We start from the raw sequence: 25,120 nt of genomic DNA, 5'->3' as shown, positions 1-25,120 counted from the left end.
TTCAGAGAGGAAATAGCATGATTCAGGTTTACGGAGATATTCTTGATGAGGAGACTCGCTGCCAGCATTATCACAGTGAGATAGATATCATAGCCCTTAAGTGCTTTGCTTGTCAGAAATACTATCCTTGCTTTTTCTGTCATGACCGCTACGAAGACCATGCTTTTCTGGCCTATCCCATGAGTCGGTCAGAAGATCGAGTAGTTCTTTGCGGACATTGCAGGACAGAGCTGACTATTTCTCAGTACCTTGGCTGTGAGGATGCCTGTCCTATCTGTAATCATCCTTTTAATCCAGGATGCAAGAAGCATCGATCAATTTATTTTCAGACAAACAAATAACTCTTCCATCCAGCTGGATGGAAGAGTTATCTTTTGAAACGACGGTTGGTGACGCGAATGTCTTTCTTTTGGGCTTCACGGATATTATTGGGTACGAGACTGATTCGCTTGATGTCCTGCACGCGGATAATAGTGGTCATACTTTTCTTGAAATTCTTGATAATCAGCTGCAGGCGCTCGCGATCGTATTTGACAATATCGCCGGTGAAGCTTTTATCCAAAAAGATAACGTGGACACCAGATTGTTTTCGCAGAGCTAGTTCAATGGTACGCAGAATGCGGCCGCTGTCCTCTGGTCCCTGTTCATTCTTTTTGCCACTGATAAATTCGTTGGCTCTTTGTAAAATCATTTCGAGATATTTTTTCATAGCTAAAATCTCCATAACTTGTTACAATATATTATATAACAAAATTCCCTAAATTGTAAATTCTTTTACGAATTATTAGTTGGAAAATAAAACAAGAGGTGAAATATGACTGAATTTACATTCGAAATCGAAGAAAAACTTCTGGTCCTGTCTGAAAATGACAAGGGCTGGACCAAGGAACTCAACCGAGTTAGCTTTAACGGAGCACCAGCTAAGTATGATATTCGGACTTGGAGTCCAGACCACAGCAAGATGGGCAAGGGAATTACACTTTCTAATGAAGAATTCCAAGTTCTCGTGGATGCATTTAAAAACTGATAGAGAAAGCTCTATCAGTTTTTTCTATTTCTCTGAAAAGTAGGAATGGAATTTCAGACTCTTAAAAATAGGGATGCTGATAATGGTAATGAAGACCATCTTCAGCAGATCAGGCAGGATAAAAGGAGTCAGACCAACCGCAATGGCTTTAGAGAAATCAAGACCTCCTAAGAAATGCAGTCCTAGGATACCGCCGACAAAGACGAGAGCGTCGCCCAAGACATTGGCTATAAAAATCATATAGAAGGGACTATCCTTATGTGTCAGACTGGATGTGACAAGCGAAAAGAGTAAGTAGAACCAGAGATAGCCGGCACTCGGACCAAAGAGTGCCTGAAATCCACCGCTTCCTCCAGCAAAGACCGGCAGGCCAATAGCTCCCAGCAGCAGATAAAGGAAAACCGACAATACAGCTTCGCGAGGTTTGAAAATCGTCGCAATCAAACCGACAGCAAAAGTCTGCAGCGTAATGGGAACGGGGCCGATGGAAATAGTTAATTGGGACAGGACAGCTAGGAAGGCAGCTCCGATAGCTGGGAGGGCAAGAAGAAATGCTTTGTTCTTGTTCATAAATAGTAAACCTCTTTTTATTTTTATGGTAACTATTTTAAAAGCTAAATAAAAAAAAGTCAAGTCCTTCTTAATCGGACGAGACAATTATTCAGACAGATTTTCATTTCTGTTTCTTGCTTCTGATAAGCAAGACGATAAAGGCGATAAGACCAAAAATATTAAAGAAAAGGATGCCCAAGGCTGCAAGAAGCTTTTTCGTTTTATTCATCTGTTTTCCCCGTTTCTGGATTGCTTTGTTCTATCATATCAAAATTTTAAATGTTTGAATAGGTTTCATTAGAAAAATTAGCTATAGCTTCAAACTATATTCTTATCAATAAAAAAGGATTATCTAAAAAAGCTATAAAGAATTGCAGCAGCACACTTTGATTGATATAATAATGCAAAAGTAAATAAGAGTTTTTGCTAGAGGTGTGGGTGCGTAATCAACATCTTTCCAAAGCAAGACAGACTAGATTGGAGAAGCATATGACAGATTTATTAAAAATTTATCAGGAACTACAGGAGAAAAAATGGGTCAACTTGTCCCATCAGATTAAGGAAGACAGTCCGCATTTTCCCGCTCTGCCTGCCTTGGAGAAAAAGGATATTTTCACTTTGAAAGATGGTTTTCATGTTCAGCAGTTTTCTGTAGTTGGCCAGTACGGGACTCATATTGATGCTCCGATTCATTTTGTGGAGGGTGGTCGCTGGTTGGAAGAGATTGAGCTAAAAGATCTTTTCCTGCCTTTGGTGGTTATTGATAAGTCTAAGGAAGTAGCAGAGAATCCAGACTTTATTCTGGGCAAGCAGGATATTTTAGATTTTGAAGCGGAGCACGGGCAGATTGAGCCAGGAACGTTTGTTGCCTTTCGCTCAGACTGGTCCAAGCGTTGGCCAAGTCAATCTGCCATGCGCAATCTGGATGATCAGGAGATTCAGCATACTCCTGGGTGGGGACAGGATGCTCTAGAGTTCCTTATCCATGAGCGTGGTGTTAAGGCTGTGGGTCATGAGACGTTTGACACTGATGCGGGAGTTTCAACTTCGGAGCATGGGCTGCTCAATGAATATTATCTTTTGGAGCAGGACATTTATCAGCTAGAAGTTATGACCAATCTGGATCAGCTGCCGGCTAAGGGTGCTCTCATTTCAATTAGTTTTCCCAACTGGCATCAAGCCAGCGGTTCACCAGTGAGGGCTGTAGCTATTTTACCATAAAGAAAAAGGAGTCTGAGGTTTCATTTCAGGCTCCTTGTCTCATATAATAACTAATAAATAGATCGCTTTTTATAATCTTTGGAATTTCTTGATGGATATTTGACAATTTAACCTTTAAAATAGTGATGCAGTAGTCTATGCTCTGAAAAAAATCTGAATTTCTTCCATTAGACTGATATTTGAAAGGAAAGTCAAATGAACCTGAAATAGCTAAAATTTACAATCTTACAAAAATGTAAGATTCGTCTGTAAAATGAAAGATTAAGTTATGGAATGGTCATGATCTTTATTATAAAATGGTAGCAGAAGTCAAAAAGAGGCTGGAATACCAAACCTCTTCTGATTTTGAATGTTTATCGCATAGTCACGAATTCTTCGGAGCCAGTCGGGTGAATAGCAACTGTAGCATCAAAGTCAGCTTTGGTAGCGCCCATCTTGACAGCAACAGCAAATCCTTGAATCATTTCGTCTACTCCGTAGCCAATGCCGTGCAGGCCAACGACCTTTTCATCTTCACCGGCAGTGATGAGCTTGAACTTGGCCTGTTGGCGGTGCTGGGTGACAGCTGAATACATGGATGTGAAGCTAGATGTGTAAACGTGAATATTTTCTGCTCCGTAAGTCTTGATAGCCTCTACCTCAGTCAGGCCGACTGTCCCAATAGCGGGATGGGAGAAGACAACAGTTGGAATAGTCGAGTAGTCCATCTTAGCATTGGTTTTACCATTGAAAAGACGTTCAGACAGAGTTCGTCCAGCCTTGATAGCAACAGGAGTTAATTCTTTTTCACCTGTTACATCGCCTAGAGCATAAATACCTGGAACCACAGTGTTTTGGTACTCATCTACAGCGATGAAGCCACGTTCATTGAGAGTGACGCCAGCTGCTTCCAGATTGAGGTCTTGAACATTTGGCTTACGGCCGATGGCCCAAATAACATGCTGGGCTGTGTGGCTGCTACCATCTTCAAAGTAGAGCTTGAGCTGGCCATCAGGAAGTTTTTCCAGCTTTTGTGGAATCTTATGGGTATGAAGCTGGAGTCCAGAGTTCTCCATTTCTTGGAGCAGACCGTCAATCAGATAGCTGTCAAAGTTGCGCAGTGGTCGATCCTTACGAACAAAAAGATCTGTTTTAACTCCCAGAGCATGGAGCACGCCGGCTAGCTCAACTGCTATATAGCCTGCTCCGACAATGGCAACAGATTCAGGTAACTCTTCCCAAGCGAAAACATCGTCGGAATTCTCGCCGTAGCCTGCGCCAGGGATATTGGGGACAGCTGCATGAGCACCCGTCGCGATGACAATGTGCTTGGCGCGTATAAGCTCGCCGTTGACTTGGACAGTGTTTGCATCCACAAAGCGGGCACGGCCTTCGATTAGCTCAACCCCATTCCGCTTGAAGCTACTATCGTAAGATGAACGTGCTCGGTCAATATAAGCTTCTCGATTTTTCCGAAGAGTAGCAAAATCAAAAGCATGATTATCAGAGGTAAATCCGTAGTCTGGTCCATAATGATGGATAGCTTCAGCTATTTGAGCTCCGTACCACATAATCTTCTTTGGGACACAGCCGACATTGACACAGGTGCCACCTAGTTTCTTTTCTTCAATAATGGCAACCTTGGCACCGTATTCGCCGGCCCGATTCATGGTAGCAATTCCCCCGCTGCCACCGCCAATAGCAATCATATCAAATTCTTTCATCTTGTTAGAATCTCCTTCTATTATATGAGGTAATTGTACCTTTTTTAGCAGGTGAATGCAAAAATCTGCTACGGATTTGAGTGGAGTGACTATCTGAGATAAAATAGCAACCATTTGTGAAAAACTGTAAATTTTTTTAGAAGAATTATGATAGCCTTGTGATATAATATAACAAAAGAAAATCGTTTTCATCAAGAGGAGGAAAAGAGATGAAAAAGTTAAAGAAATGGCAATTATTTAGCATTATTGGAGCTACGATTGCAGTTGTTGCAGGAGCAATTCTCTTCATGTTTCTAAACGGAGGGAATCCTTCTGAGATGCCTGTTGACACAACTCCGCTGGTTCAGAAAGCCAAGGAAGGATCAGTGGCTTCTTCAGTCTTGCTGACAGGAAATGTCACAGCCAGCAATGAGCAGTACATCTACTATGACAGCACCAAGGGTGACTTGGAAAATGTATTGGTCAATGTCGGTGACCAAGTGACTGCCGGTCAAGCATTGGTTACTTATAAAAGTGCAGAGGCTCAGGCTGCTTATGATGCAGCTGCTCGGGCGGTTAGCAAAGCCGATCGTCAATTGCATGACTTGCAAACCAATGGTGTGACTGTAAATACTACCGGCGACGAAGAAGCTGATGGGGCGTCTGAAGCTCAGGCTCAACGTTCAGTAGAGTCTCAGGCAGCTGACCTGCGCGATGCTCGAGCTGATGCAGTGGATAATATGAACAAAGCACAAGCTACTCTCAATGCCTTGACAGTGACCAGCATAGCAGATGGTACAGTCGTAGAAGTCAACCGCGATGTTTCAAAATCAACAACAGGTGCCACTCAAACCTTGGTTCACATCGTCAGCAATGGAAATCTGCAGATTAAGGGTGAATTATCTGAATACAACCTGGCTAACTTGTCTGTCGGCCAAGAAGTGACCATTACATCAAAGGTTTACCCAGACAAGAAATGGACTGGTAAAATCAGCTACATTTCCAACTATCCGAAAGACGGCCAGCAGGCAGCGGCTCAACCGTCTGGAACAGGTGGCAGCGGAACAGCTTCAGGTTCCAAATATCCATTTACAATTGACATTACCAGCGAGATTGGTGAGCTCAAGCAAGGCTTCTCTGTCAATATCGAAGTTAAAAACAATACTCAGGGACTCATTGTGCCAGTTAGCAGTGTGGTAATGGATGGAGACAAGAACTATGTTTGGGTTCTGGAAAAAGGAGTTGCCAAGAAGACAGAAGTGACGCTCGGAAATGCTGATGCTGAAAATCAAGAAATCTCATCTGGTTTGACAAAGGATAGTAAAGTTATCATCAATCCGACAGATAGCTTGAAAGATGGTCAAGAGGTGAAATCTTATGAAGAAGCTAATTGAGTTAAAAAATATTAATAAGAGCTATCGCAATGGAGACCAGGAATTGCAGGTATTAAAAGACATCAGTTTGGAGGTTGAAGAGGGCGAGTTTGTTGCCATCATGGGACCGTCTGGATCTGGTAAGTCTACTTTGATGAATATCATTGGGATGCTGGATCGTCCGACCACTGGTGAATACCATCTAGGAAGCGAAGAAGTAGCTAAGCTAGGTGATAAGAAGCTGGCCAAGGTTCGAAATAAGCAAATCGGCTTTGTCTTCCAGCAGTTCTTTCTCTTGTCTAAGCTTAATGCCTTGCAAAATGTGGAACTGCCCTTGATCTATGCAGGTGTCGGTCAGTCTAAACGTAAGTCCTTGGCCGAGCAGTTTCTGACCAAGGTGGAGCTGGACACGCGGATGCACCATCTGCCTTCAGAGCTCTCTGGAGGACAGAAGCAGCGGGTTGCCATTGCGCGTGCTTTGGTCAATAATCCTTCGCTGATTCTGGCTGACGAACCGACGGGGGCCCTGGATACCAAGACTGGCGAGCAGATTATGGAGCTCTTAACTGAGCTCAATCGAGAAGGGAAAACCATTATCATGGTAACCCATGAGCCTGAGATTGCTGCCTATGCCAAACGGCAGATTGTTATTCGTGACGGTGTCATCTCATCTGATAGCGCTAAGGAAGGAGGACTAGCCTAATGCAAAATTGGAAATTTGCCATTAGCTCCATTCTTGGACACAAGATGCGGTCTTTCCTGACCATGATTGGGATTATTATCGGAGTGGCTTCAGTTGTGGTTATCATGGCCTTAGGAGATTCCATTACCCGGCGGGTTAATGAAAGTTTTACCAAAAGTCAGAAAAACATGCGTCTCGTCTTTTCTCCTAAAAAGAGCAAGGACGGCTCCTATACACAAACAGCTGATCTCTATTCTGTAAATGTAGAAGATGAAAGCGAAGAAGTGGTGGAACCACCCAAGGCCCAGGAAGCCTGGGTTAAGGAATTGACCCATATCAAGGGAGTGGACGGCTACTATGTGACCAACTCAGCTATGGAAACCTTTAGCTACGAAAATAAGCAGGCTGAGCGCGTCAACTTTGTCGGTGCAAACATGACCTATATTCAGGTGAAAAAATACAAAATAATTGCTGGTCGTGCTCTGAGACAGCAAGACTATCAAGGCTTTGCCAGTGTTGTGCTGCTAGACGAAGGTCTGGCTGCGACCCTCTTTTCTTCCGCTGAAGAGGCAATCAATAAAATTGTAACAGTGGGTGCCAGTAACTATCGGGTGATTGGGGTTTATAGAGATCCTGAAACTGCTGCTGCATCTGGCTCTATGCAGGTCTATGGAGGTAATGCCATTACGACCAATACTCTCATAGCTGCTAACTTTGGAGTCGATGAAATTTCAGAGATTGTTCTTCGGGTGAATGATACTAGCTTGGTTCCAGAACTTGGCCCTAAGGTTGCCAAGAAATTAACAGAAATTGCGGGACTCCAACAGGGCGAATATCAAGTGACAGATGATAGTGCCCTTTATCAGGAAGTGCAAAATATTTATGGTGCCATGACAGGAGTTATCGGTGCCATCGCTGGAATCTCACTCTTTGTCGGTGGTATCGGTGTCATGAATATCATGCTGGTATCGGTCACTGAGCGGACTCGGGAAATCGGACTTCGGAAAGCTCTGGGAGCGACACGTGGCAATATTTTGATGCAATTTTTGATTGAGTCTATGATTTTGACACTGATTGGTGGTTTGATTGGCCTGCTTCTAGCTGCAGGACTTGCGTCTGTACTAGGCTCAGCCATGAGTCAAATGCTGGAAGGAACACCAGTAACGGTATCTCTACCAGTCAGCATCGTTAGCCTTCTCTTCTCAGCAACCATCGGTGTTCTCTTCGGAATCCTGCCGGCCAACAAGGCCTCCAAACTTGATCCAATTGAAGCACTAAGATATGAATAATATAATTAAAAGTCTGGGGAACCAGACTTTTTGTTGTGATGTAAAAAATCCTGCTGGAATTCCAGCAGGATTTGCATTCTTAATATCGTATAAAATACAGATTATTTCATCGTTGGGAAGAGCAGGACATCTCGAATGGTAGTCACGTCTGTTAGCAACATAACCAGACGGTCGATACCGATTCCTAGGCCTCCAGTTGGTGGCATACCGTATTCCAGAGCTTCGACAAAGTCATAGTCAATGCCTGTTGCTTCGTCATCACCCAGTTCTTTGGCTTTTGCCTGTGCTTCAAAACGAGATAATTGATCGATTGGATCGTTCAACTCTGTGAAGGCATTGGCATATTCTTTGGTCATGATGAAGAGCTCGAAACGGTCCGTGAAGCGTGGATCTTCTGGATTTTTCTTAGCCAGAGGGGATACTGCTACAGGATGACCGTAGACAAAGGTTGGCTGAATCAAGGTTTCTTCTACAAATTCTTCAAAGAAAGCATTGATAACATGGCCAACTTCGGTGAAGTGCTTTTCAAGCGGAACTTTCTTTTCCTTGGCTAAGGCAGCAGCTTCTTCAAAACTCATATCTTGCCAAAAATCCACACCAGTAATTTCCTTGATGGCGTCAACCATGTGAACGCGTTTAAATGGTTCGTTGATCTTGATTTCAGTTCCTTGGTAGTTGACTGGTCCATCTCCATTAACAGAAACAGCAGCGTGTTGGATAATGCCTTCAGTCAAGTCCATGATATCTTGGAAGTCAGCATAGGCTTGGTAAACCTCGATGGAAGTGAACTCTGGATTGTGAGTAGCATCCATTCCTTCGTTACGGAAGATACGCCCAATCTCATACACTCGCTCCATACCACCGACGATAAGTCGTTTAAGGTGAAGCTCGGTTGCAATCCGCAGTACCATGTCAATGTTTTGGGCATTGTGGTGGGTGATAAATGGACGGGCAGCAGCACCGCCTGCCTCATTATGGAGAACAGGAGTTTCAACTTCAAGGAAGCCTTGTCCATCTAGGTAACGGCGGATTTCTGAGATGATTTTTGAGCGAGTGACAAAGCGTTCAAAGCTTTCGCGGTTGGAAATCAAATCCAAATAACGCTTGCGGTAAATGGTTTCGACATCTGTCAGGCCGTGGAATTTTTCAGGCAGGGGACGCAGAGCCTTAGACAGATGAGTGAGGTGAGTCGCCTTGATAGAAAGCTCACCCATATCCGTCCGCATAATCTCACCTTCGATACCGAGGAAATCTCCTAAGTCAGCCTTTTTGAAGATTTCATAATTTTCTTCACCAACCGCATCTTTACGCACATAAATCTGGATTTGGCCTTCACGGTCTTGGATGTGGGCAAAGCCAACCTTTCCTTTGCCGCGCTTAGTCATAAGACGGCCAGCGATAATAGCTGTTTCATTGAGTTCGTTTAATTCTTCTTTATCTTTATCGTTGTATTTTTCTTTCAGTTGAGCAGAGTTAGCAGTTCGCTCAAAGCGTTTGCCAAAAGGGTCAATTCCCTGCTCAGCCAGCGCAGCCATTTTTTCACGGCGGATAATCTGCTGGTCGTTTAATTCCTCGATATGTTCAGTAGTCATGTTTTTCCTCCAAAAGTTTTCCTACCTATTTTATCACAAAAGATAGGGAAATTCATCTATATTTGGCTATAAAGTAAGAAAAAAAGCTAGAAATCCAGCTTTAATTTTCTGCCTTTTCAACTAAATAATCCGTATTATTCCAAGTGATCAGCTCAAAATTCTCAAAGTCTTCTGTTTCAAGAATGGTGATACTGGCATTGGTCAGACCGCCATTCTTGCGCAGGAGAGGTGTGTCATAGCCCAGCATGGTTCGAATGCTGGCGGTTAAGTTAGCTCCGTGCCCGACAATGAGCACTTGTTCATAGTCCTTGTCCTTTAAGGTCTTGATAAAGGAAATGGTCCGATGGGTCGTATGGTAGACTGACTCAGCGTCAAAAAACGTATGATTAAATTGAGAGAGGTTGTGGCGGAAGGCTGTCATCTGGTGTGGATAGATGGCTTCAATGGTAGAAATTTTTGCGCCTTCCAGTTTTCCCAACTGCCATTCTCGCAGTTCAGGTACTGATACGATTTCAGTCGGAAACTGGCTTTCTTCTTGGATAATCTCAGCAGAGCGAACGGCGCGAGGGAGGTCGCTGCTGTAAATCTTGCCAAATTGAGTCTGGGCCAGATGTTTTCCTAGGGTATGCAGTTCTTCAACGGAGGCTGGCAGCAGTGGCGAATCACCGCTGGCTCCCTGAAAGCGGCCTTCCTGATTCCATTCCGTTCTTCCGTGTCGGACAAAGTATAATTTCATAGTGGTTGATTGTTTCTTTCTTATTAGGGTTTATTGAGAATATTAGGTGCAATATTGAAGAATTATGAGCTAGAATTTTCCTTGAGGTCTGCAAAGTTAGCTTGAACAAAATCCGCCAAATCTTGAGCCTTGATTTCGATACTGCGGCCGACTTCGCCAGCAGACACGACGATGCTATCTCGCTCTAGAGCTGACTGGTCAATATAGATTGGAAAGTTGTGCTTTTGCCGGATACCGACAGGATTGTTGGCTCCGTGGATATAGCCCGTTGTCTTTTCCAAGTCTTTCTGGGGAATCATACTGACTTTTTTATTGCCGGAAATCTTGGCCATTTTCTTTTCAGATAGATGTTCTGTGATCGGTAAGATACCTATTAGTGTGCCAGTCTTGTCTCCTGTCAAGGCCAAAGTTTTATAAATCTGCGAACGATCCAAGTCATTGGCTGGCTGTTCAGCTAAGGCATTTAGCTGCAGACCTCGATGTTCAATCTTAGCCTTGCTTAAAATTTGCTCGACCAGTGTTTTTTTGATTTTTGTTTTTTTAGCCATTAGTATATCTCTCTTCTAATTGCGACATCCAGAGTCCCAGCCAGGTTCCCAGACCGAAGAAAAAGGCTGCAAGAACAAGTGTCAATATAGAAACTCCATGATAGCTGATGCTTTCACTGTTTCCTGCTTGAGGCACTACAATGAGAAGTGTACTGGATAGGACAATNCCAATGATAAAGTGATAGACACGAGAGTAGTAGTTTTTCAAAATATGATCCATGAGCTTAGAGAAAAGAATCAGTGCTAAGGCGCCTCCGATTCCGATAGGAAGAAAGGTACCCAAGAGATCCAGTTTGCGAAAGCCATTCAGCATAGGAGCGTAGAGCCCTAAAATCAAGAGAAGGTTGGACGGACTGAGTCCAGGAATCAAAATGCCCAGTGCAATCAGGGCTCCTGCTAAAATGAAAGAGAGAAAGTTGGCTGGCAAGGTGCCGACCATACCGTTTAGGGAATAAAGAAAAATTCCTGAGACGATGAGGCTGACCCAGAAAACGAGAATATCAACCCGATCACGCTCACTTTTAGCAACAGACTCTTTAATGAGGCTGGGAACAGTCCCGATGATGGCTCCGGCAAATCCCCAGAGGACAATCACTTTGTAGTTGTCTAGCAGCAGATTGACAGGATAGGAGAAAGCAGCAATTCCTAAAATCATTCCGATTCCAACTGGTATGAAATAGAGAACATTTTCGACGAAGTTTTCTTTTAAATGGGCTAAAAAATGAATCAAGCGTTCATAAATACCTAAGATAGCTGCTAAAACACCGCCTGAAACTCCTGGCAAAATAAATCCAAGCGCAATGACCATTCCTTTGAAAATTCTATTCAACCAAGAAATCATTGTATTTTCCTTTTCTAATTTCATTTATCAAATCATTATATCATAAAATATAGGCTTTATTAAGAGGGAACGGCTGGAAATTTCCTATTTTGTGACAATAAAAAACGACAGTAGTCTTTAAGACTTGAGCTGTCGTTCTGAGCTATTGATTTTCTTTAGGAACTGTAAATAGCTTTTGATAGGTAGCTGTCTGGTCTTTCAAGGTTGAAAGCTGGTTCAAATCAAGATAATGGGAGAAACCAGTCAGCTGACCTTGTGATGTGTACTGGTGCAAGTCGTAATCTTGCTCAGTATTTGGTGCGGCATTGTAGTAGCCATCGTCATTACCATAAGTCGGAATCCAAATTGCTGTGAACTTGTCAGTGGAGATACTGTGTTCCTCCATAAAATAGGTTCCAATATAGATACCAATATTTTTAACACCAAGTGACTCTAGCTTGGCTCGGAAAGCCTCAACTCCCGCATTCATGTCAGACATGGTCTTTTCTTCGACATCTAGCCAATAATAAGTTGGATGGTACTTGGCAGAAGCCTTGTAGAAACTTTCGGCTTCTTTTTCCATTTCCTTTTTGCTATTGGCGGCCACATAGGCATAGACAGCAACAGGGATGTTGCGCTTTTGAAATTCTTTGATATGTCTTTCATAAGACTTGTCCAGACCATTCAGATGGGTTGCTGCATTTTCTTTTTTTGCCTGCGCTCCACTATGAACACGGACAATTACTCCCGAAACATTCTGTGCGAGTAAGTCGTAATTAATCTCACTTGGCAGCTGCCAGCCAGAAATGTCAATGATTGGTCTGGAAATAAACTCTTCATCCAAGGACGAATCGTCAGATGTTTCCTCTTTTTTTGAGGAACTTGGAGTTTGTTTAGTTTGTGAAATTTTTGCCTGTGCTTGCTTTTCCTGAGAGTCAGTAATTTGCTTGCTTATCAAAATAAAAGTGATAAAAGAAGCAAAGAAAATTAGGATTGCAAGCGGTTTAATCCTCTTCCTCATACTGGTTTATTTTAACTTAAAACAAATAAAAAAGCAAAAAATATCCCCAGAATTGCTGGAAAATGAATAAAATGTAATATAATTGAAATATTATAAAGCAAAAACAAGAGCTTAGCCAAGCTGTGGAAGATGAATTGCCGTTGGCTAAATCGTTTTGCTTTTTCCTACTTTTTATAATAGCTTTTGAATGAGCTCTTCTATCTTTTTGGGAGAAGTTTGTGGAGAGAAGCGTTTGATGACTGTTCCGTCTCGGCTGACCAGAAACTTTGTGAAATTCCATTTAATCTTCTCACCCAGAAGGCCGCTTTTTTCTTTTTTGAGCCAGTCAAAGAGTGGAGCAGTATGAGGGCCATTGACCTCGATCTTAGCAAATCGGGGAAAGGTCGTTCCGTAGTTAAGGCTGCAAAAGCTATTGATTTCTGCAGCGTCTCCAGGAGCCTGCTGGCCAAACTGATTGCAGGGGAAATCCAGGATTTCAAATCCGTCTTTCTGATAGCGCTCATAGAGTTCCTGCAGTTCTTGATACTGAGGAGTTAAGCCGCAGCCGGTCGCTGTATTGACAATCAGCAGAATCTTTCCTTTATAATCACTCATTTTTTGCAGACTTCCGTCTTGTTTTTTAATTTCAATATCATAAATGTCTGTCATCTTATACTCCTTTGTTTGCCTCCTATCTTATCACAGTTTTATGTAAAAAGGCGAAAGCAAGTCCTTATTGTTCCAGTCTCTGCACTAATGCTTTTTTTTCAATCCAAAAGGTGGTATAATGAGAATTGAATTTTTAGAAGTTTAATGGTGAAATATGAAAATTGACAAGAAACACTTGTTGAATTATTCCATCTTGATTCCCTATTTGATTTTATCTGTTTTGGGATTGATTGTGGTCTATTCAACGACGAGTCCTACCTCGATTCAGGCCGGAGGAAATGGTTTTGNCATGGTCTTGAATCAGGGGATTTTTTGGGTAATAAGTCTCTTTATAATTGCGCTCCTATATAGAATCCGCTTGGGTTTCCTGAAAAAAGGAGGCATCCTGACTATAGTTATCTTTGCTGAGATTATCCTCTTACTCTTATCTCGTTTTATAACTGGTACTATTAACGGTGCCCATGGTTGGCTCAAGCTTGGAGCTTTCAGTATTCAGCCTGCGGAGTATTTGAAGATTATTCTGGTCTGGTATCTAGCTTTTCGCTTCACAAAGAGGCAGGAGGAGATAAAGGTCTATGATTATCAAGCTCTGACTCACAACCATTGGTTTCCTAAAGCTTTTAACGACTGGCGGACCATGGTGGCTATTCTGATTGGGATTGTAGCGATTATGCCAGACCTTGGAAATGCGACTATTCTATTTTTGACCGTCGTGATAATGATTGCTGTCAGCGGGATTGGCTATCGATGGTTTTCTACGATGCTGGGAGCCATTGTCAGTGTTTCGGGATTGGTTTTAACTAGCATTTGGATAATTGGGGTTGAGCGCGTGGCCAAGATTCCAGTCTTTGGGTATGTGGCCAAGCGTTTCAGCGCTTTCTTCAATCCCTTTAAAGATCTGTCTGGCTCAGGCCACCAATTGGCTAATTCCTATTATGCTATGAGTAATGGCGGCTGGTTTGGCCTAGGCTTGGGGAACTCTATTGAGAAGCGCGGTTATCTGCCGGAAGCTCATACGGACTTTGTATTTTCTATCGTGATAGAGGAGTTTGGTTTCTTTGGTGCCAGTTTGATTCTGGCCCTGCTCTTTTTCCTGATTCTGAGAATTATCTTGGTAGGGATTCGGGCAAAGAATCCATTTAACTCCATGATGGCTTTGGGAATTGGCGGTATGATACTTATGCAGACCTTCATCAATATCGGTGGAATTTCAGGTCTTATTCCGTCTACAGGAGTAACCTTCCCCTTCCTATCGCAAGGAGGGAACAGTCTTCTGGTCTTGTCAGTGGCCATCGCCTTGGTACTCAATATTGATGCCAACGAGCGCCGTGATGCCCTCTATGAGCAGATGGAAGCGGAGGCACAAGACCAGTCTGAGGAAGCTTAAACGCAGTTAGTGTGAACGGTTGTTGCAAAAATGAAAGGTGCAGATTATGTCATTTAACAAATTAGAAAGCTACAGCAATAAAGAAGTAATTCGAGAAGAAGTCGCTATTTTGACAGACTTGCTTGCCGATATTACTCGGAATCTTCTCAGCCCTGAGACCTTTGAAAAAATCTCCCTCATGGAGGAGCTGGCGGTTAACTCCAAATATCATGAGTTAAAAGCGATTGTAGAAGAAATGACGACAGATGAAATGGTTTATATTTCCCGTTATTTCTCTATTTTGCCGCTTTTGATTAATATCTCAGAAGACGTGGACCTAGCTTATGAAATCAACCATCAAAACAATATCAATCAGGATTATCTTGGAAAGCTGTCAACAACCATTGACCTGATTTCAACGCGGGAAAATGCTCAGGAAATTCTGGAAAACCTGAATGTTGTTCCAGTACTGACAGCTCACCCAACTCAGGTTCAGCGTAAGACCGTTCTGGACTTAACCAATCATATTCATAGTTTGCTGCGTCAGCATCGTGATGTTAAAGCAGGCCTGGTAAATGAGAAGAAGTGGCTAGGAAATCTCCGCCGCTATATTGAGCTTATGATGCAGACAGATATGATCCGTGAGAAGAAGCTGAAAGTGACCAATGAGATTACCAATGTCATGGAGTACTATAACAGCTCTTTCCTGCAAGCGATCACCAACTTTATGGTCGAATACAGACGCTTGGCAGAAGAGCGGGGCATCAAGCTGGATAATCCTAAGCCTATTACCATGGGAATGTGGATCGGCGGCGACCGGGATGGCAATCCTTTTGTAACAGCAGAAACCCTTAAACTATCAGCCACCCTCCAGAGTGAAGTCATCCTCAACTATTACATTGACAAGGTTTATACACTCTATCGCACCTTCTCACTCTCGACCAACCTCTCAGAAACCAGTCAGGCAGTAGCAGAAATGGCAGCTCTGTCTACAGACAAGTCTGTTTATCGGGAAAATGAGCCTTACCGCCGTGCTTTCCACTATATCCAGTCCAAGCTGATTCAAACCTTGCTTTACCTTAAAGAAGGTAATTTCTCAAATGACGGTCAGCGATTGACTGACCGAGCTGAGGGAAAATTGTCTGCGAAAGCCAACCTTTCTGTCAGCAATAAAGGAAGAGAAATCATCCCTAATTATATCCAGTCTCGTATCAGCGAGACCTTGACTGAACTGAAGAAAGAGGAGACACCTTCTTACAAAACAGCTCAGGAATTTAAAAAAGACTTGCAGGTCATTTATGATTCTCTTATCGAACATCATGGAGAAGCCTTGGTAAGTGGCGACTTGACTGAGCTTCTCCAAGCGGTTGATGTTTTTGGCTTCTTCTTGGCCAGTATTGATATGCGGCAGGATTCCAGTGTTCATGAAGCCTGTGTGGCTGAGCTCTTGGCTTCGGCTAATATTGTTCAGGATTATAGTAGCCTGTCGGAAGAAGAAAAATGCCAGGTCCTCCTTAAACAGCTGCTTGAAGATCCTCGTATCCTGTCAGCTACTCATGAGTCTAAATCCGAACTCCTGCAAAAAGAACTGGAGATTTTCAAAACAGCCCGTCAGCTAAAAGATGCCATCGGTGAGGAAGTCATTAAGCAGAATATTATCTCTCACTCGACCAGTGTATCAGATCTACTTGAGTTAGCTATTATGCTTAAAGAAGTGGGGCTGATTGATGAAAATGGTGCTCGTGTCCAAATTGTTCCGCTCTTTGAAACCATTGAGGATTTGGACAATTCCTGTGATACCATGGAGAAATACCTGTCTCTGCCAATTGCTCAGAAGTGGATTGCCTCTAAGGATAATTATCAGGAAATCATGCTGGGCTATTCAGACAGTAATAAGGACGGTGGCTACCTGTCTTCTTGTTGGACTCTCTACAAGGCTCAGCAGCAGCTGACAGCCATCGGTGATAAGTTTGGCGTGAAAATCACCTTCTTCCATGGCCGGGGAGGTACAGTAGGACGTGGTGGTGGTCCAACTTATGAAGCCATCACTTCTCAGCCACTCCGCAGTATCAATGACCGAATTCGTCTGACTGAGCAAGGGGAAGTCATTGGTAATAAATATGGAAACAAAGACGCAGCCTACTATAACTTGGAAATGCTAGTGTCTGCTGCCATTAACCGCATGGTAACTCATAAGAAGAGCGATAGCCATACTTCTGATAAATATGAGCGGATCATGGACCAAGTAGTCAATCGCAGTTATCAGATTTACCGTGATTTGGTCTTTGGCGACGAGCGTTTTTACGATTACTTCTTCGAATCCAGTCCGATCAAGGCTATCTCTAGCTTTAATATCGGTTCTCGTCCTGCTGCCCGTAAAACCATCACTGAAATCGGCGGTCTCAGAGCTATTCCATGGGTCTTTTCATGGTCTCAAAGTCGAGTTATGTTCCCAGGCTGGTATGGTGTCGGATCAAGTTTCAAGGAATTCATTGATGAAGACCCAGAAAACAATCTAGCCTTCCTGCAATTTATGTATAAGAGATGGCCGTTCTTCAAGTCGCTCTTATCAAATGTAGACATGGTTCTGTCTAAGTCAAATATGAATATCGCTTTTGAGTACGCGCAGCTTTGTGAAGATCAGAATGTGCGAGATATTTTCAATATTATCTTGGATGAGTGGCAGCTGACTAAGGATGTCATTCTAGAGATTGAAGGGCACGATGAGCTCCTTGCAGAAAATACCTATCTGAGGGATAGCTTGCACTATCGTATGCCTTACTTTAATGTTTTGAACTATATCCAGCTAGAACTAATCAAGCGTCAGCGCAACGGTCAGCTTACACCAGATCAAGAAAAGCTGATTCACATCACCATCAACGGAATTGCTACAGGACTTCGGAATTCTGGCTGATACAAAGAGAAAATCGGAATTGTTCCGGTTTTTTCTATTTTTGTAACCAAAAGGCTTCTTAATTCGTTATATTATTGAGGAGGGGGGGTGAGCTTATTAGACTGGATGAATATGAAACAATCTTGATAGGTTTTGCTCGTGAGATTATCTCCTATCTGCAGAAATCAGGCGCGTCTAAAGTAGAAGCAGAAGACGTGGTTCAAGATGTTTTTGTTAAGATGTTGGAAACAGAAATTATTATCCCGGCAGAGAAGATGCGAGCTTGGATGTATCGGGTCTCTATCCGGCGCTACATAGACAGATATAGGAGAGATAAGCGATATTTGCAGATTTTAAAAAAGGAATTTTTTAAAAATCACTCAGTTATTCCCTTTGAAAATAAAGATTATGAGCTGCTACGAAGTGCAATAGAGGAACTTCCGTCTAAGGAAGTTACACTTTTAGAACTCTATTATTTTCAGGGTTTTACAGTCAAGGAGATTGCCCGAATCATGTCTTACTCAGTAAGTAAGGTCAAGATTCAGTTGATGCGCTGTCGTGCTAAACTCCGAAAGAAACTGGAAAAGAAAGGATACCTAAATGGAAACATTTGAAATTCTTGCAAAGAAAAGCAGAAGAAAAAGACTCTGGAAGACAGTAGCTATTAGCACCTTTGTTTCTTTAGTGATTTTAGGTCTCTTAGGAAAGGGACTAATAGAATTAGCCTCCAAGAATGGACAAAACTTGCAGAAACAGTACGAAATTATGTCCGAAATCGCCTACCCTAATGTTGACTATGATAGTCTTTATTACACACAAACTTCTTATTTCTCAGGAACCTTACGTTCCGATCGTTTTAAAGACTTGAATGGAGTGAGAGTGGTTTATCCAGCTTATGAGGGTAACTATTCACTAACAGGCTCTTATAAAAATCCGACTTCGGAAGGGACTTATTACACTAAATCAGGGACCTATACGCGAGAACTTCGCCAGAAATATCCGGTTTTTTACAATGTTAATGCCAAAGTAACAAAGGATAGTAATTCCATACCTAAGGAGTTGGCTTCTGTCAAAGAAATGCCTGATCAATTGGTTGAAGTAGCCGTGACCTTTGATAGACCCTATACCTATAAGGAAATCCAGCAGATGATACCGAATAATCTCAAGATTAATTGGTATTGGATTGGTAGTCAATCGAAGGACGGTGAAAATGGCATGGTACTGAGTTCTGATCCTAAGACGACCTATGGAGCTGGTGCTGAATTATTAGCTATGGATCCAACAACTAGCAGTAAAGAGGGACAGAAGACCTTCTTGGACTATCTAAAAGAAGTTGATAAAACCTTTTTCCCAACTGTTAACAATTACAATATGTACAATGACATTGAAACCTATCTCAAGAAATTTGGTCAGCTAGATATTCGTGAAGCAGAAAATCGGGATCAATTGACCTTTTCTGGTATTATTCTGACTGGGAAAGCTGAGAATTTCAGCCAATTAGAAGGGAAAGAATGGATTGCTGCTTCGAGTATTGGTGCTTCCGTTTCCAATCAACCTTACTATAAATTAGACAAGGAATAATTCACAAAAAAATGCTAAAAGACTTGCATTTTCATTTAAATTTGATAAAATAGTAAGGAAAGTTAGACTGTATTGCCTACTGTCTATCTATAAAATATATTTTATTGGAGGCTTTTACTCAAATGGCAAAAGAAAAATACGATCGTAGTAAACCACACGTTAACATTGGTACTATCGGACACGTTGACCACGGTAAAACTACTTTGACAGCAGCTATCACAACTGTATTGGCACGTCGCTTGCCTTCAGCAGTTAACCAACCTAAAGACTATGCGTCTATCGATGCTGCTCCAGAAGAACGCGAACGCGGAATCACTATCAACACTGCGCACGTTGAGTATGAAACTGCTAAGCGTCACTACGCTCACATCGACGCTCCAGGACACGCGGACTACGTTAAAAACATGATCACTGGTGCCGCTCAAATGGACGGAGCGATCCTCGTAGTAGCTTCAACTGACGGACCAATGCCACAAACTCGTGAGCACATCTTGCTTTCACGTCAGGTTGGTGTTAAACACTTGATCGTCTTCATGAATAAAGTTGACTTGGTTGACGATGAAGAATTGCTTGAATTGGTTGAAATGGAAATCCGTGACCTCTTGTCAGAATACGACTTCCCAGGTGACGATCTTCCAGTTATCCAAGGTTCAGCTCTTAAAGCTCTTGAAGGTGACTCTAAATATGAAGACATCATCATGGAATTGATGGACACTGTTGATGAGTACATCCCAGAACCAGAACGCGATACTGACAAGCCATTGCTTCTTCCAGTCGAAGACGTATTCTCAATCACTGGTCGTGGTACAGTTGCTTCAGGACGTATCGACCGTGGTATCGTTAAAGTCAACGACGAAATCGAAATCGTTGGTATCAAAGAAGAAATCCAAAAAGCAGTTGTTACTGGTGTTGAAATGTTCCGTAAACAGCTTGACGAAGGTCTTGCAGGGGACAACGTAGGTGTGCTTCTCCGTGGTATCCAACGTGATGAAATCGAACGTGGACAAGTTATCGCTAAACCAGGTTCAATCAACCCACACACTAAATTCAAGGGTGAAGTTTATATCCTTACTAAAGAAGAAGGCGGACGTCACACTCCATTCTTCAACAACTACCGTCCACAGTTCTACTTCCGTACAACTGACGTTACAGGTTCAATCGAACTTCCAGCAGGTACTGAAATGGTAATGCCTGGTGATAACGTAACAATCGACGTTGAGTTGATCCACCCAATCGCTGTTGAACAAGGTACTACTTTCTCTATCCGTGAAGGTGGACGTACCGTTGGTTCAGGTATGGTTACAGAAATCGAAGCTTAATTCGATTCCGTTCCCAGATAACAATTATAGTCAGACACTAAACCCCGTGAAAACGGGGTTTTTGTATGCTTTCTGTATTTAAGGAGATAGTTTTTTAGTCCGAGTAGGATAGTTGTAGGTTGTACTGGCGTAGATATAGCGAATTAGTATAAGATAAAATAAACGACTATGTTTGAAAGTAATCTAAATAAATCTACAATGGATAGATTTATTTAAAAACAAAGTGACTTTCATATTTTTTTGTAAGGGTAATAATGGATTTTTTGATTCTGGTTATACAAACACACTAGAAAGTGGTATAATAGAATGGATTGTAAAATCTTGAATTGAGGGAAATCATGAAACATGTCTTCATCATCGGGAGTCGGGGACTTCCTGCCAAATATGGAGGATTTGAAACTTTTGTCGAGAAATTGACAGAGCATCAAATCTCTTCTCAAATCCAGTATCATGTGGCTTGCTTATCGGATGATGAAGCTTTTCATCATTTTGACTACAAGGGAGTAAACTGCTTTACAGTCAAGCCACCCAAGCTTGGTCCGGCCCGAGTAATTGCCTATGATATGATGGCTGTTTCCTATGCCCTCAAGTTTGCTAAGAAAGAGCAGATTGAGCAGCCAATTTTTTACATTCTTGGAAATACTGTTGGTGCTTTTATCTTTCCCTTTGCTCGTCGTATCCATCAGGCAGGCGGTAAATTCTTTATCAATCCTGACGGGTTGGAGTGGAAGCGGGCCAAGTGGTCTAAGCCAGTCCAATCCTATCTCAAGTATTCTGAAAAGGTCATGACCAAGCATGCTGACTTGGTTATTGCGGACAATCAAGGCATCGAAAGCTATATTCAAAAAGCTTATCCTTGGTCTAAAACAACCTGTATCGCTTATGGAACCGACCTTTATCTGTCTAATCTGACGGAAAACGAAGGCAAGGTCAGGGTCTTCTTTGAAAAGTGGGCCAGTAAGGAAAAAGACTATTACCTCATTGTCGGACGCTTCGTTCCGGAGAACAACTATGAAACCATCATTCAAGAGTTCATGAAATCCAAAACCCAACGTGACTTGCTGATTATCTGCAATCATGAGGGAAATCCCTATTTTGAAGAGCTTAAGCAGAAAACGAGCTTTGACCGTGATTCTCGCATTAAATTTGCTGGGACGGTCTATGATCAGAATCTGCTCAAATATATCCGTAATCATGCTTTTGCGTACATACATGGCCACGAGGTTGGCGGGACCAATCCGGGACTCTTGGAAGCTCTGGCTCAGACAGATGCCAATCTGGTATTGGATGTGGACTTCAATCGGAAGGTAGCAAAAGAAACGGCTCTCTACTGGGAAAAAGAAAAAGGCCAGCTGGCCCAGCTGATTGACCGAGTAGATGCGCAAACAGATTTTACGGAGCTAGGTCAAGCCGCCAAAGAAAATATGAAAGAAAACTACACCTGGGAAAAAATTGTGGGTGAATACGAGGATTTATTTTTATCATGAAAGTGACCATTCTTCTGTCCGCCTATAATGGGGAACAGTTTCTGGCCGAGCAGATTAAGAGTATCCAAGAGCAGACATATAGGGACTGGCAGCTGCTGATTCGTGATGATGGCTCTACAGATGGGACGCGGGCTGTCATCGAAGACTTTTGCCGCAAGGATGACCGTATTTCCTTTATCAATCGGGAAAATCCACAAAATCTGGGTGTCATTCAGAGTTTTCATAGCCTGCTTCAATACCAAGATTCGGATTTCTATCTCTTTAGCGACCAAGATGACGTTTGGCTGCCAGACAAGATTGCCATGCAGTTGGCTGAGGCAGACAAATATGATAGCAGTCAGCCCTTGCTGGTTTATACTGACTTGAAAGTCGTAGATCAAGAGCTACAGGTTGTTCACGAAAGTATGATTCGCACTCAGTCAGATCACGCTAATACAGAACTAATCCAAGAGTTGACGGAGAATACGGTGACGGGCGGCGTTTCTATGATAAATCGCGCCTTGGCCCAACTTTGGACTGGGAAGGAAGAGCATGAACTGCTCATGCACGATTGGTATCTGGGCTTGCTGGCTGCGGCTTTTGGCAATCTAGTCTATATTGACAAGCCAGGTGAGCTCTATCGCCAGCATTCAAACAATGTTCTAGGAGCTCGAACGCTCAGAAAACGCGTAAAAAACTGGGTGCGTCCCCATGTTCTTTTTGCCAAATATTGGAAATTGATAAAAGACAGTCAGACCCAGGCTAGAAATTTGCTGGTCCTGCCGCTGACTGCTGAAAATAGAGAGTTAATTGAGAATTTTGTGACCATTATGGAGGTGCCTTTTAAGGAGCGCTGGCGCAGGATTCGTCAGTATGGCTACCGTAAAAACCGTACTTTCCATACCCTTGTTTTTACGAGCCTCATTCTCACAAAGTTTGCTTATAAGGAGTAATATTCATGGATTTTTTTAGTAAAAAAAATCGAATTCTTTTGAAAGAATTAATCAAGACGGATTTTAAGTTGCGTTATCAAGGGTCCTTGGTCGGCTATCTCTGGTCGATTTTGANGCCGTTGATGATGTTTACTATCATGTATCTGGTCTTTGTCCGCTTTTTGCGCTTGGGAGGAAATGTACCACATTTTGAAGTAGCTCNGCTCTTAGCCAACGTCATTTGGGGCTTCTTCTCAGAAGCGACGGCTATGGGGATGGTCTCTATTGTGACACGTGGGGATTTGCTACGAAAGTTGAATTTTTCTAAGCATATTATTGTTATTTCGGCTGTAGCAGGAGCGGCTATCAATTTCTCAATCAACTTGTTTGTTGTTTTGGTGTTTGCTATTTTGAATGGTGTCCAATTTACTCTATCTGCTTTGTGGATTTTTCCTTTGTTTTTGGAACTCTTTTTAATCTCGACTGGCCTAGCTTTCATTTTAGCAACGCTTTTTGTTCGTTTTCGTGACTTATCCCAAATTTGGGAAGTGTTTATGCAGGCAGGACTTTATGCAACTCCTATTATCTATCCTATCAGTTTCATTGTAGATAAAAATCCTTTAGCTGCTAAGCTAGTTATGATGAATCCTTTGGCTCAGATTATCCAAGATATGCGCTATTTCCTGATTGATAAAGCTAATACACCAGTCTGGCAAATGGTAAATAATAAGCTAATTCTTGCTATTCCATATTGCCTTCCTTGGCTTATCTTTATATTTGGATTTTGGATTTTTAACAAAAATGCTAAGAAATTTGCGGAGATTCTCTAATGACAGAAAATAATATTGCAGTAAAAGTTGAACATGTTAGTAAGTTCTTTAAATTACCGACAGAAGCAACCAACAGTTTGCGGACAGCTGTAGTCAATCGTTTTCGAGGTATCAAAGGTTACAAAGAACAGTATGTATTGAAAGATATTTCCTTTAATGTTGAAAAAGGTGATTTTTTTGGAATTTTGGGAAGAAATGGCTCTGGGAAGTCTACCCTTTTAAAAATTATTTCACAGATTTATGTGCCGGAACGGGGCTGCGTGACGGTTGATGGTAAATTAGTTTCTTTTATAGAATTGGGAGTTGGTTTTAATCCTGAACTTACTGGACGCGAAAATGTGTATATGAATGGGGCTATGTTGGGATTTTCAACAGAAGAAGTTGATGCCATGTATAGAGATATTGTTGAGTTTGCAGAATTGGAAGAATTTATGAACCAAAAACTCAAAAATTATTCTAGTGGAATGCAAGTTCGACTGGCTTTCTCGGTTGCTATTAAGGCACAGGGGGATATTTTGATTCTAGATGAGGTGCTGGCTGTAGGAGATGAAGCTTTTCAACGTAAGTGTAATGATTACTTTATGGAGCGTAAGGCTTCTGGTAAGACCACTATATTAGTTACTCATGATATGGGAGCAGCAAAAAAATACTGCAACAAGGCTGTTTTGATTGAAAATGGCTTGGTAAAGGCTATGGGGTCGCCAGAAGATGTAGCTAATCAATACAGTTTCGATAATGCTGTTCAGAAAATCAGTCATGATGAAAGTGAAGATAATTTAGATGCATCAGAAGTGAATAAGGGGAAGGTTCTTGTAGAAAATTTGCAGGTAGAACTGCTTTCAAATCCCAGAATAACTCAGCATGAAGATGTGGAGTTTAGAATTTCGTACGATGTTTTAGAAGATATTTCGACTCATGCTGTATTTTCCATGACTGATATAGACCGGAACATCTGGATTTATAATGATAATTCTTTTGACTCTCCCACTGAGACTAAAGGGCATAAAAGTTTGATTTATAGATGTAGTCTAGCTGCCATCAATAATATAAAATTAAAACTACAGGTAACGATTTTAGGTGATTCTAGAGAAATGCTAGCCTTTGCAAGCGAGAGTAATGCTCCTATTATAATGATAAACCGAGATGACATTGCTAGTGACGATTTTTCAGCTGTTGATTCAGCTGCTGGATTGATTCATAGAAATGGTGAGTGGAAGATTGAGGGATAATTTGATTCCCAAACGATAAGAAAACATATGGGTAATTAGATATTCAAAAGCTTTAAGATTGGATGATAGTTTGCAAAGAAGCGTCAAGAGTACTTGAGAACTTCAGTATTTTCTATTGCTTCAAAATTTAAGGAAGTGTGAATTTTAATTTGAAAGAATTGTGAAGAAAGGATGAAAATATGACTGAACCAGTTGTATCTGTGATTTGTACGGTTTACAATAAAGAAAATTTCTTACCGAAGACCTTAGATAGTTTACTAGAACAAAAAACCTCCTTTTCTTTTGAGGTAATTATTATTGATGATGCTTCTAC

At 42.0% G+C, this 25,120-nt stretch carries 25 protein-coding genes; 16 read left to right on the top strand and 9 right to left on the bottom strand.

The window, feature by feature from the left end; all coding sequences use genetic code 11:
- Positions 1–17: 17 nt before the first annotated feature.
- Entirely contained in the window at positions 18–341 is a 324-nt protein-coding gene (locus tag D8886_RS04645) for a CHY zinc finger protein (RefSeq protein WP_185761251.1), read from the top strand.
- A 26-nt stretch (positions 342–367) separates the two neighbouring features.
- Here the strand turns inward: D8886_RS04645 and D8886_RS04640 are convergent, their stop codons facing one another.
- A complete protein-coding gene (locus D8886_RS04640; RefSeq protein WP_002894981.1) occupies positions 368–724 on the bottom strand; it encodes a hypothetical protein in 357 nt (118 codons plus the stop codon).
- A gap of 90 nt (positions 725–814) precedes the next feature.
- Between D8886_RS04640 and D8886_RS04635 the strand changes: the two genes are divergently transcribed.
- Positions 815–1,027 carry a YdbC family protein gene (locus D8886_RS04635; protein ID WP_002894983.1) on the top strand — a complete coding sequence of 71 codons (213 nt, stop codon included), beginning with the start codon at positions 815–817 and terminating at the stop codon, positions 1,025–1,027.
- 24 nt (positions 1,028–1,051) lie between these two features.
- Here D8886_RS04635 and D8886_RS04630 read toward each other — a convergent pair whose 3' ends face one another.
- Positions 1,052–1,597 (bottom strand): biotin transporter BioY, encoded by a 546-nt coding sequence (locus D8886_RS04630; RefSeq protein ID WP_125331430.1) that lies wholly within the window; start codon positions 1,595–1,597, stop codon positions 1,052–1,054.
- A gap of 471 nt (positions 1,598–2,068) precedes the next feature.
- Between D8886_RS04630 and D8886_RS04625 the strand changes: the two genes are divergently transcribed.
- Positions 2,069–2,800: a cyclase family protein gene (locus D8886_RS04625; RefSeq protein WP_125434369.1), complete on the top strand. Its 732-nt coding sequence runs from the start codon at positions 2,069–2,071 to the stop codon at positions 2,798–2,800.
- Between the two features lie 353 nt (positions 2,801–3,153).
- Here D8886_RS04625 and gorA read toward each other — a convergent pair whose 3' ends face one another.
- On the bottom strand, positions 3,154–4,503 hold the full coding sequence (gene gorA, locus D8886_RS04620) for a glutathione-disulfide reductase (protein WP_185761250.1): 1,350 nt from the start codon (positions 4,501–4,503) through the stop codon (positions 3,154–3,156).
- 209 nt (positions 4,504–4,712) lie between these two features.
- On the opposite strand from gorA, the gene D8886_RS04615 reads away from it, so the two are divergent.
- Genes D8886_RS04615 through D8886_RS04605 form a run of 3 tightly spaced genes read left to right on the top strand, consistent with a single transcriptional unit; the run spans position 4,713 to position 7,826 of the window.
- Positions 4,713–5,876: an efflux RND transporter periplasmic adaptor subunit gene (locus D8886_RS04615; protein WP_125434367.1), complete on the top strand. Its 1,164-nt coding sequence runs from the start codon at positions 4,713–4,715 to the stop codon at positions 5,874–5,876.
- A complete protein-coding gene (locus D8886_RS04610; protein ID WP_002899969.1) occupies positions 5,860–6,558 on the top strand; it encodes an ABC transporter ATP-binding protein in 699 nt (232 codons plus the stop codon). Before D8886_RS04615 ends, D8886_RS04610 begins: the two co-directional genes overlap by 17 nt.
- Complete coding sequence (locus D8886_RS04605; RefSeq protein WP_125331433.1) at positions 6,558–7,826, top strand: ABC transporter permease; 1,269 nt, start codon at positions 6,558–6,560, stop codon at positions 7,824–7,826. Before D8886_RS04610 ends, D8886_RS04605 begins: the two co-directional genes overlap by 1 nt.
- A gap of 101 nt (positions 7,827–7,927) precedes the next feature.
- Here the strand turns inward: D8886_RS04605 and lysS are convergent, their stop codons facing one another.
- From lysS to D8886_RS04575, 6 genes are all read right to left on the bottom strand, one after another.
- A complete protein-coding gene (gene lysS, locus D8886_RS04600; protein ID WP_002914784.1) occupies positions 7,928–9,418 on the bottom strand; it encodes a lysine--tRNA ligase in 1,491 nt (496 codons plus the stop codon).
- 100 nt (positions 9,419–9,518) lie between these two features.
- A complete protein-coding gene (locus D8886_RS04595; protein WP_004186178.1) occupies positions 9,519–10,154 on the bottom strand; it encodes a histidine phosphatase family protein in 636 nt (211 codons plus the stop codon).
- Between the two features lie 62 nt (positions 10,155–10,216).
- Positions 10,217–10,702, bottom strand: coding sequence for an aminoacyl-tRNA deacylase (locus D8886_RS04590; RefSeq protein WP_004186181.1), 486 nt, complete (start codon positions 10,700–10,702; stop codon positions 10,217–10,219).
- Positions 10,695–11,543 (bottom strand): DUF368 domain-containing protein, encoded by an 849-nt coding sequence (locus tag D8886_RS04585; RefSeq protein ID WP_032914778.1) that lies wholly within the window; start codon positions 11,541–11,543, stop codon positions 10,695–10,697. Before D8886_RS04585 ends, D8886_RS04590 begins: the two co-directional genes overlap by 8 nt.
- Before the next feature lie 142 nt (positions 11,544–11,685).
- Positions 11,686–12,543, bottom strand: coding sequence for a glycoside hydrolase family 25 protein (locus D8886_RS04580; RefSeq protein ID WP_004186188.1), 858 nt, complete (start codon positions 12,541–12,543; stop codon positions 11,686–11,688).
- A 171-nt stretch (positions 12,544–12,714) separates the two neighbouring features.
- Complete coding sequence (locus D8886_RS04575) at positions 12,715–13,191, bottom strand: glutathione peroxidase (protein WP_004186192.1); 477 nt, start codon at positions 13,189–13,191, stop codon at positions 12,715–12,717.
- Between the two features lie 154 nt (positions 13,192–13,345).
- Between D8886_RS04575 and ftsW the strand changes: the two genes are divergently transcribed.
- From ftsW to D8886_RS04525, 10 genes are all read left to right on the top strand, one after another.
- A complete protein-coding gene (gene ftsW, locus D8886_RS04570) occupies positions 13,346–14,578 on the top strand; it encodes a cell division peptidoglycan polymerase FtsW (protein ID WP_125434366.1) in 1,233 nt (410 codons plus the stop codon).
- Positions 14,579–14,624: 46 nt separating this feature from the next.
- Positions 14,625–17,471: a phosphoenolpyruvate carboxylase gene (gene ppc / locus D8886_RS04565; RefSeq protein ID WP_125434365.1), complete on the top strand. Its 2,847-nt coding sequence runs from the start codon at positions 14,625–14,627 to the stop codon at positions 17,469–17,471.
- Positions 17,472–17,593: 122 nt separating this feature from the next.
- Entirely contained in the window at positions 17,594–18,064 is a 471-nt protein-coding gene (locus tag D8886_RS04560; protein ID WP_125434364.1) for an RNA polymerase sigma factor, read from the top strand.
- The gene (locus D8886_RS04555) at positions 18,051–19,031 is read left to right on the top strand and encodes an anti sigma factor C-terminal domain-containing protein (protein WP_125434363.1); all 981 of its coding nucleotides are present in this window, start codon (positions 18,051–18,053) and stop codon (positions 19,029–19,031) included. The genes D8886_RS04560 and D8886_RS04555 overlap by 14 nt, the downstream gene beginning before the upstream one ends.
- Positions 19,032–19,153: 122 nt before the next feature.
- On the top strand, positions 19,154–20,350 hold the full coding sequence (gene tuf / locus D8886_RS04550; RefSeq protein WP_002895003.1) for an elongation factor Tu: 1,197 nt from the start codon (positions 19,154–19,156) through the stop codon (positions 20,348–20,350).
- 338 nt (positions 20,351–20,688) lie between these two features.
- Positions 20,689–21,837 carry a beta 1-4 rhamnosyltransferase Cps2T gene (gene cps2T, locus D8886_RS04545; protein WP_125434362.1) on the top strand — a complete coding sequence of 383 codons (1,149 nt, stop codon included), beginning with the start codon at positions 20,689–20,691 and terminating at the stop codon, positions 21,835–21,837.
- On the top strand, positions 21,834–22,769 hold the full coding sequence (locus D8886_RS04540) for a glycosyltransferase family 2 protein (protein WP_125434361.1): 936 nt from the start codon (positions 21,834–21,836) through the stop codon (positions 22,767–22,769). Before cps2T ends, D8886_RS04540 begins: the two co-directional genes overlap by 4 nt.
- Positions 22,770–22,774: 5 nt before the next feature.
- Positions 22,775–23,578 (top strand): ABC transporter permease, encoded by an 804-nt coding sequence (locus D8886_RS04535; RefSeq protein ID WP_125434360.1) that lies wholly within the window; start codon positions 22,775–22,777, stop codon positions 23,576–23,578.
- Positions 23,578–24,807 (top strand): ABC transporter ATP-binding protein, encoded by a 1,230-nt coding sequence (locus tag D8886_RS04530; protein WP_125352845.1) that lies wholly within the window; start codon positions 23,578–23,580, stop codon positions 24,805–24,807. The genes D8886_RS04535 and D8886_RS04530 overlap by 1 nt, the downstream gene beginning before the upstream one ends.
- Positions 24,808–24,986: 179 nt before the next feature.
- Positions 24,987–25,120, top strand: a 134-nt coding sequence (locus tag D8886_RS04525) for a glycosyltransferase family 2 protein (RefSeq protein ID WP_125434359.1), incomplete at its 3' end; no start/stop codon positions are given.

Origin of the sequence: Streptococcus sanguinis (genome assembly GCF_003943655.1) — a bacterium.
Lineage (GTDB): Bacteria > Bacillota > Bacilli > Lactobacillales > Streptococcaceae > Streptococcus > Streptococcus sanguinis_F.
This window is presented reverse-complemented; position numbering and strand designations above follow the sequence as displayed.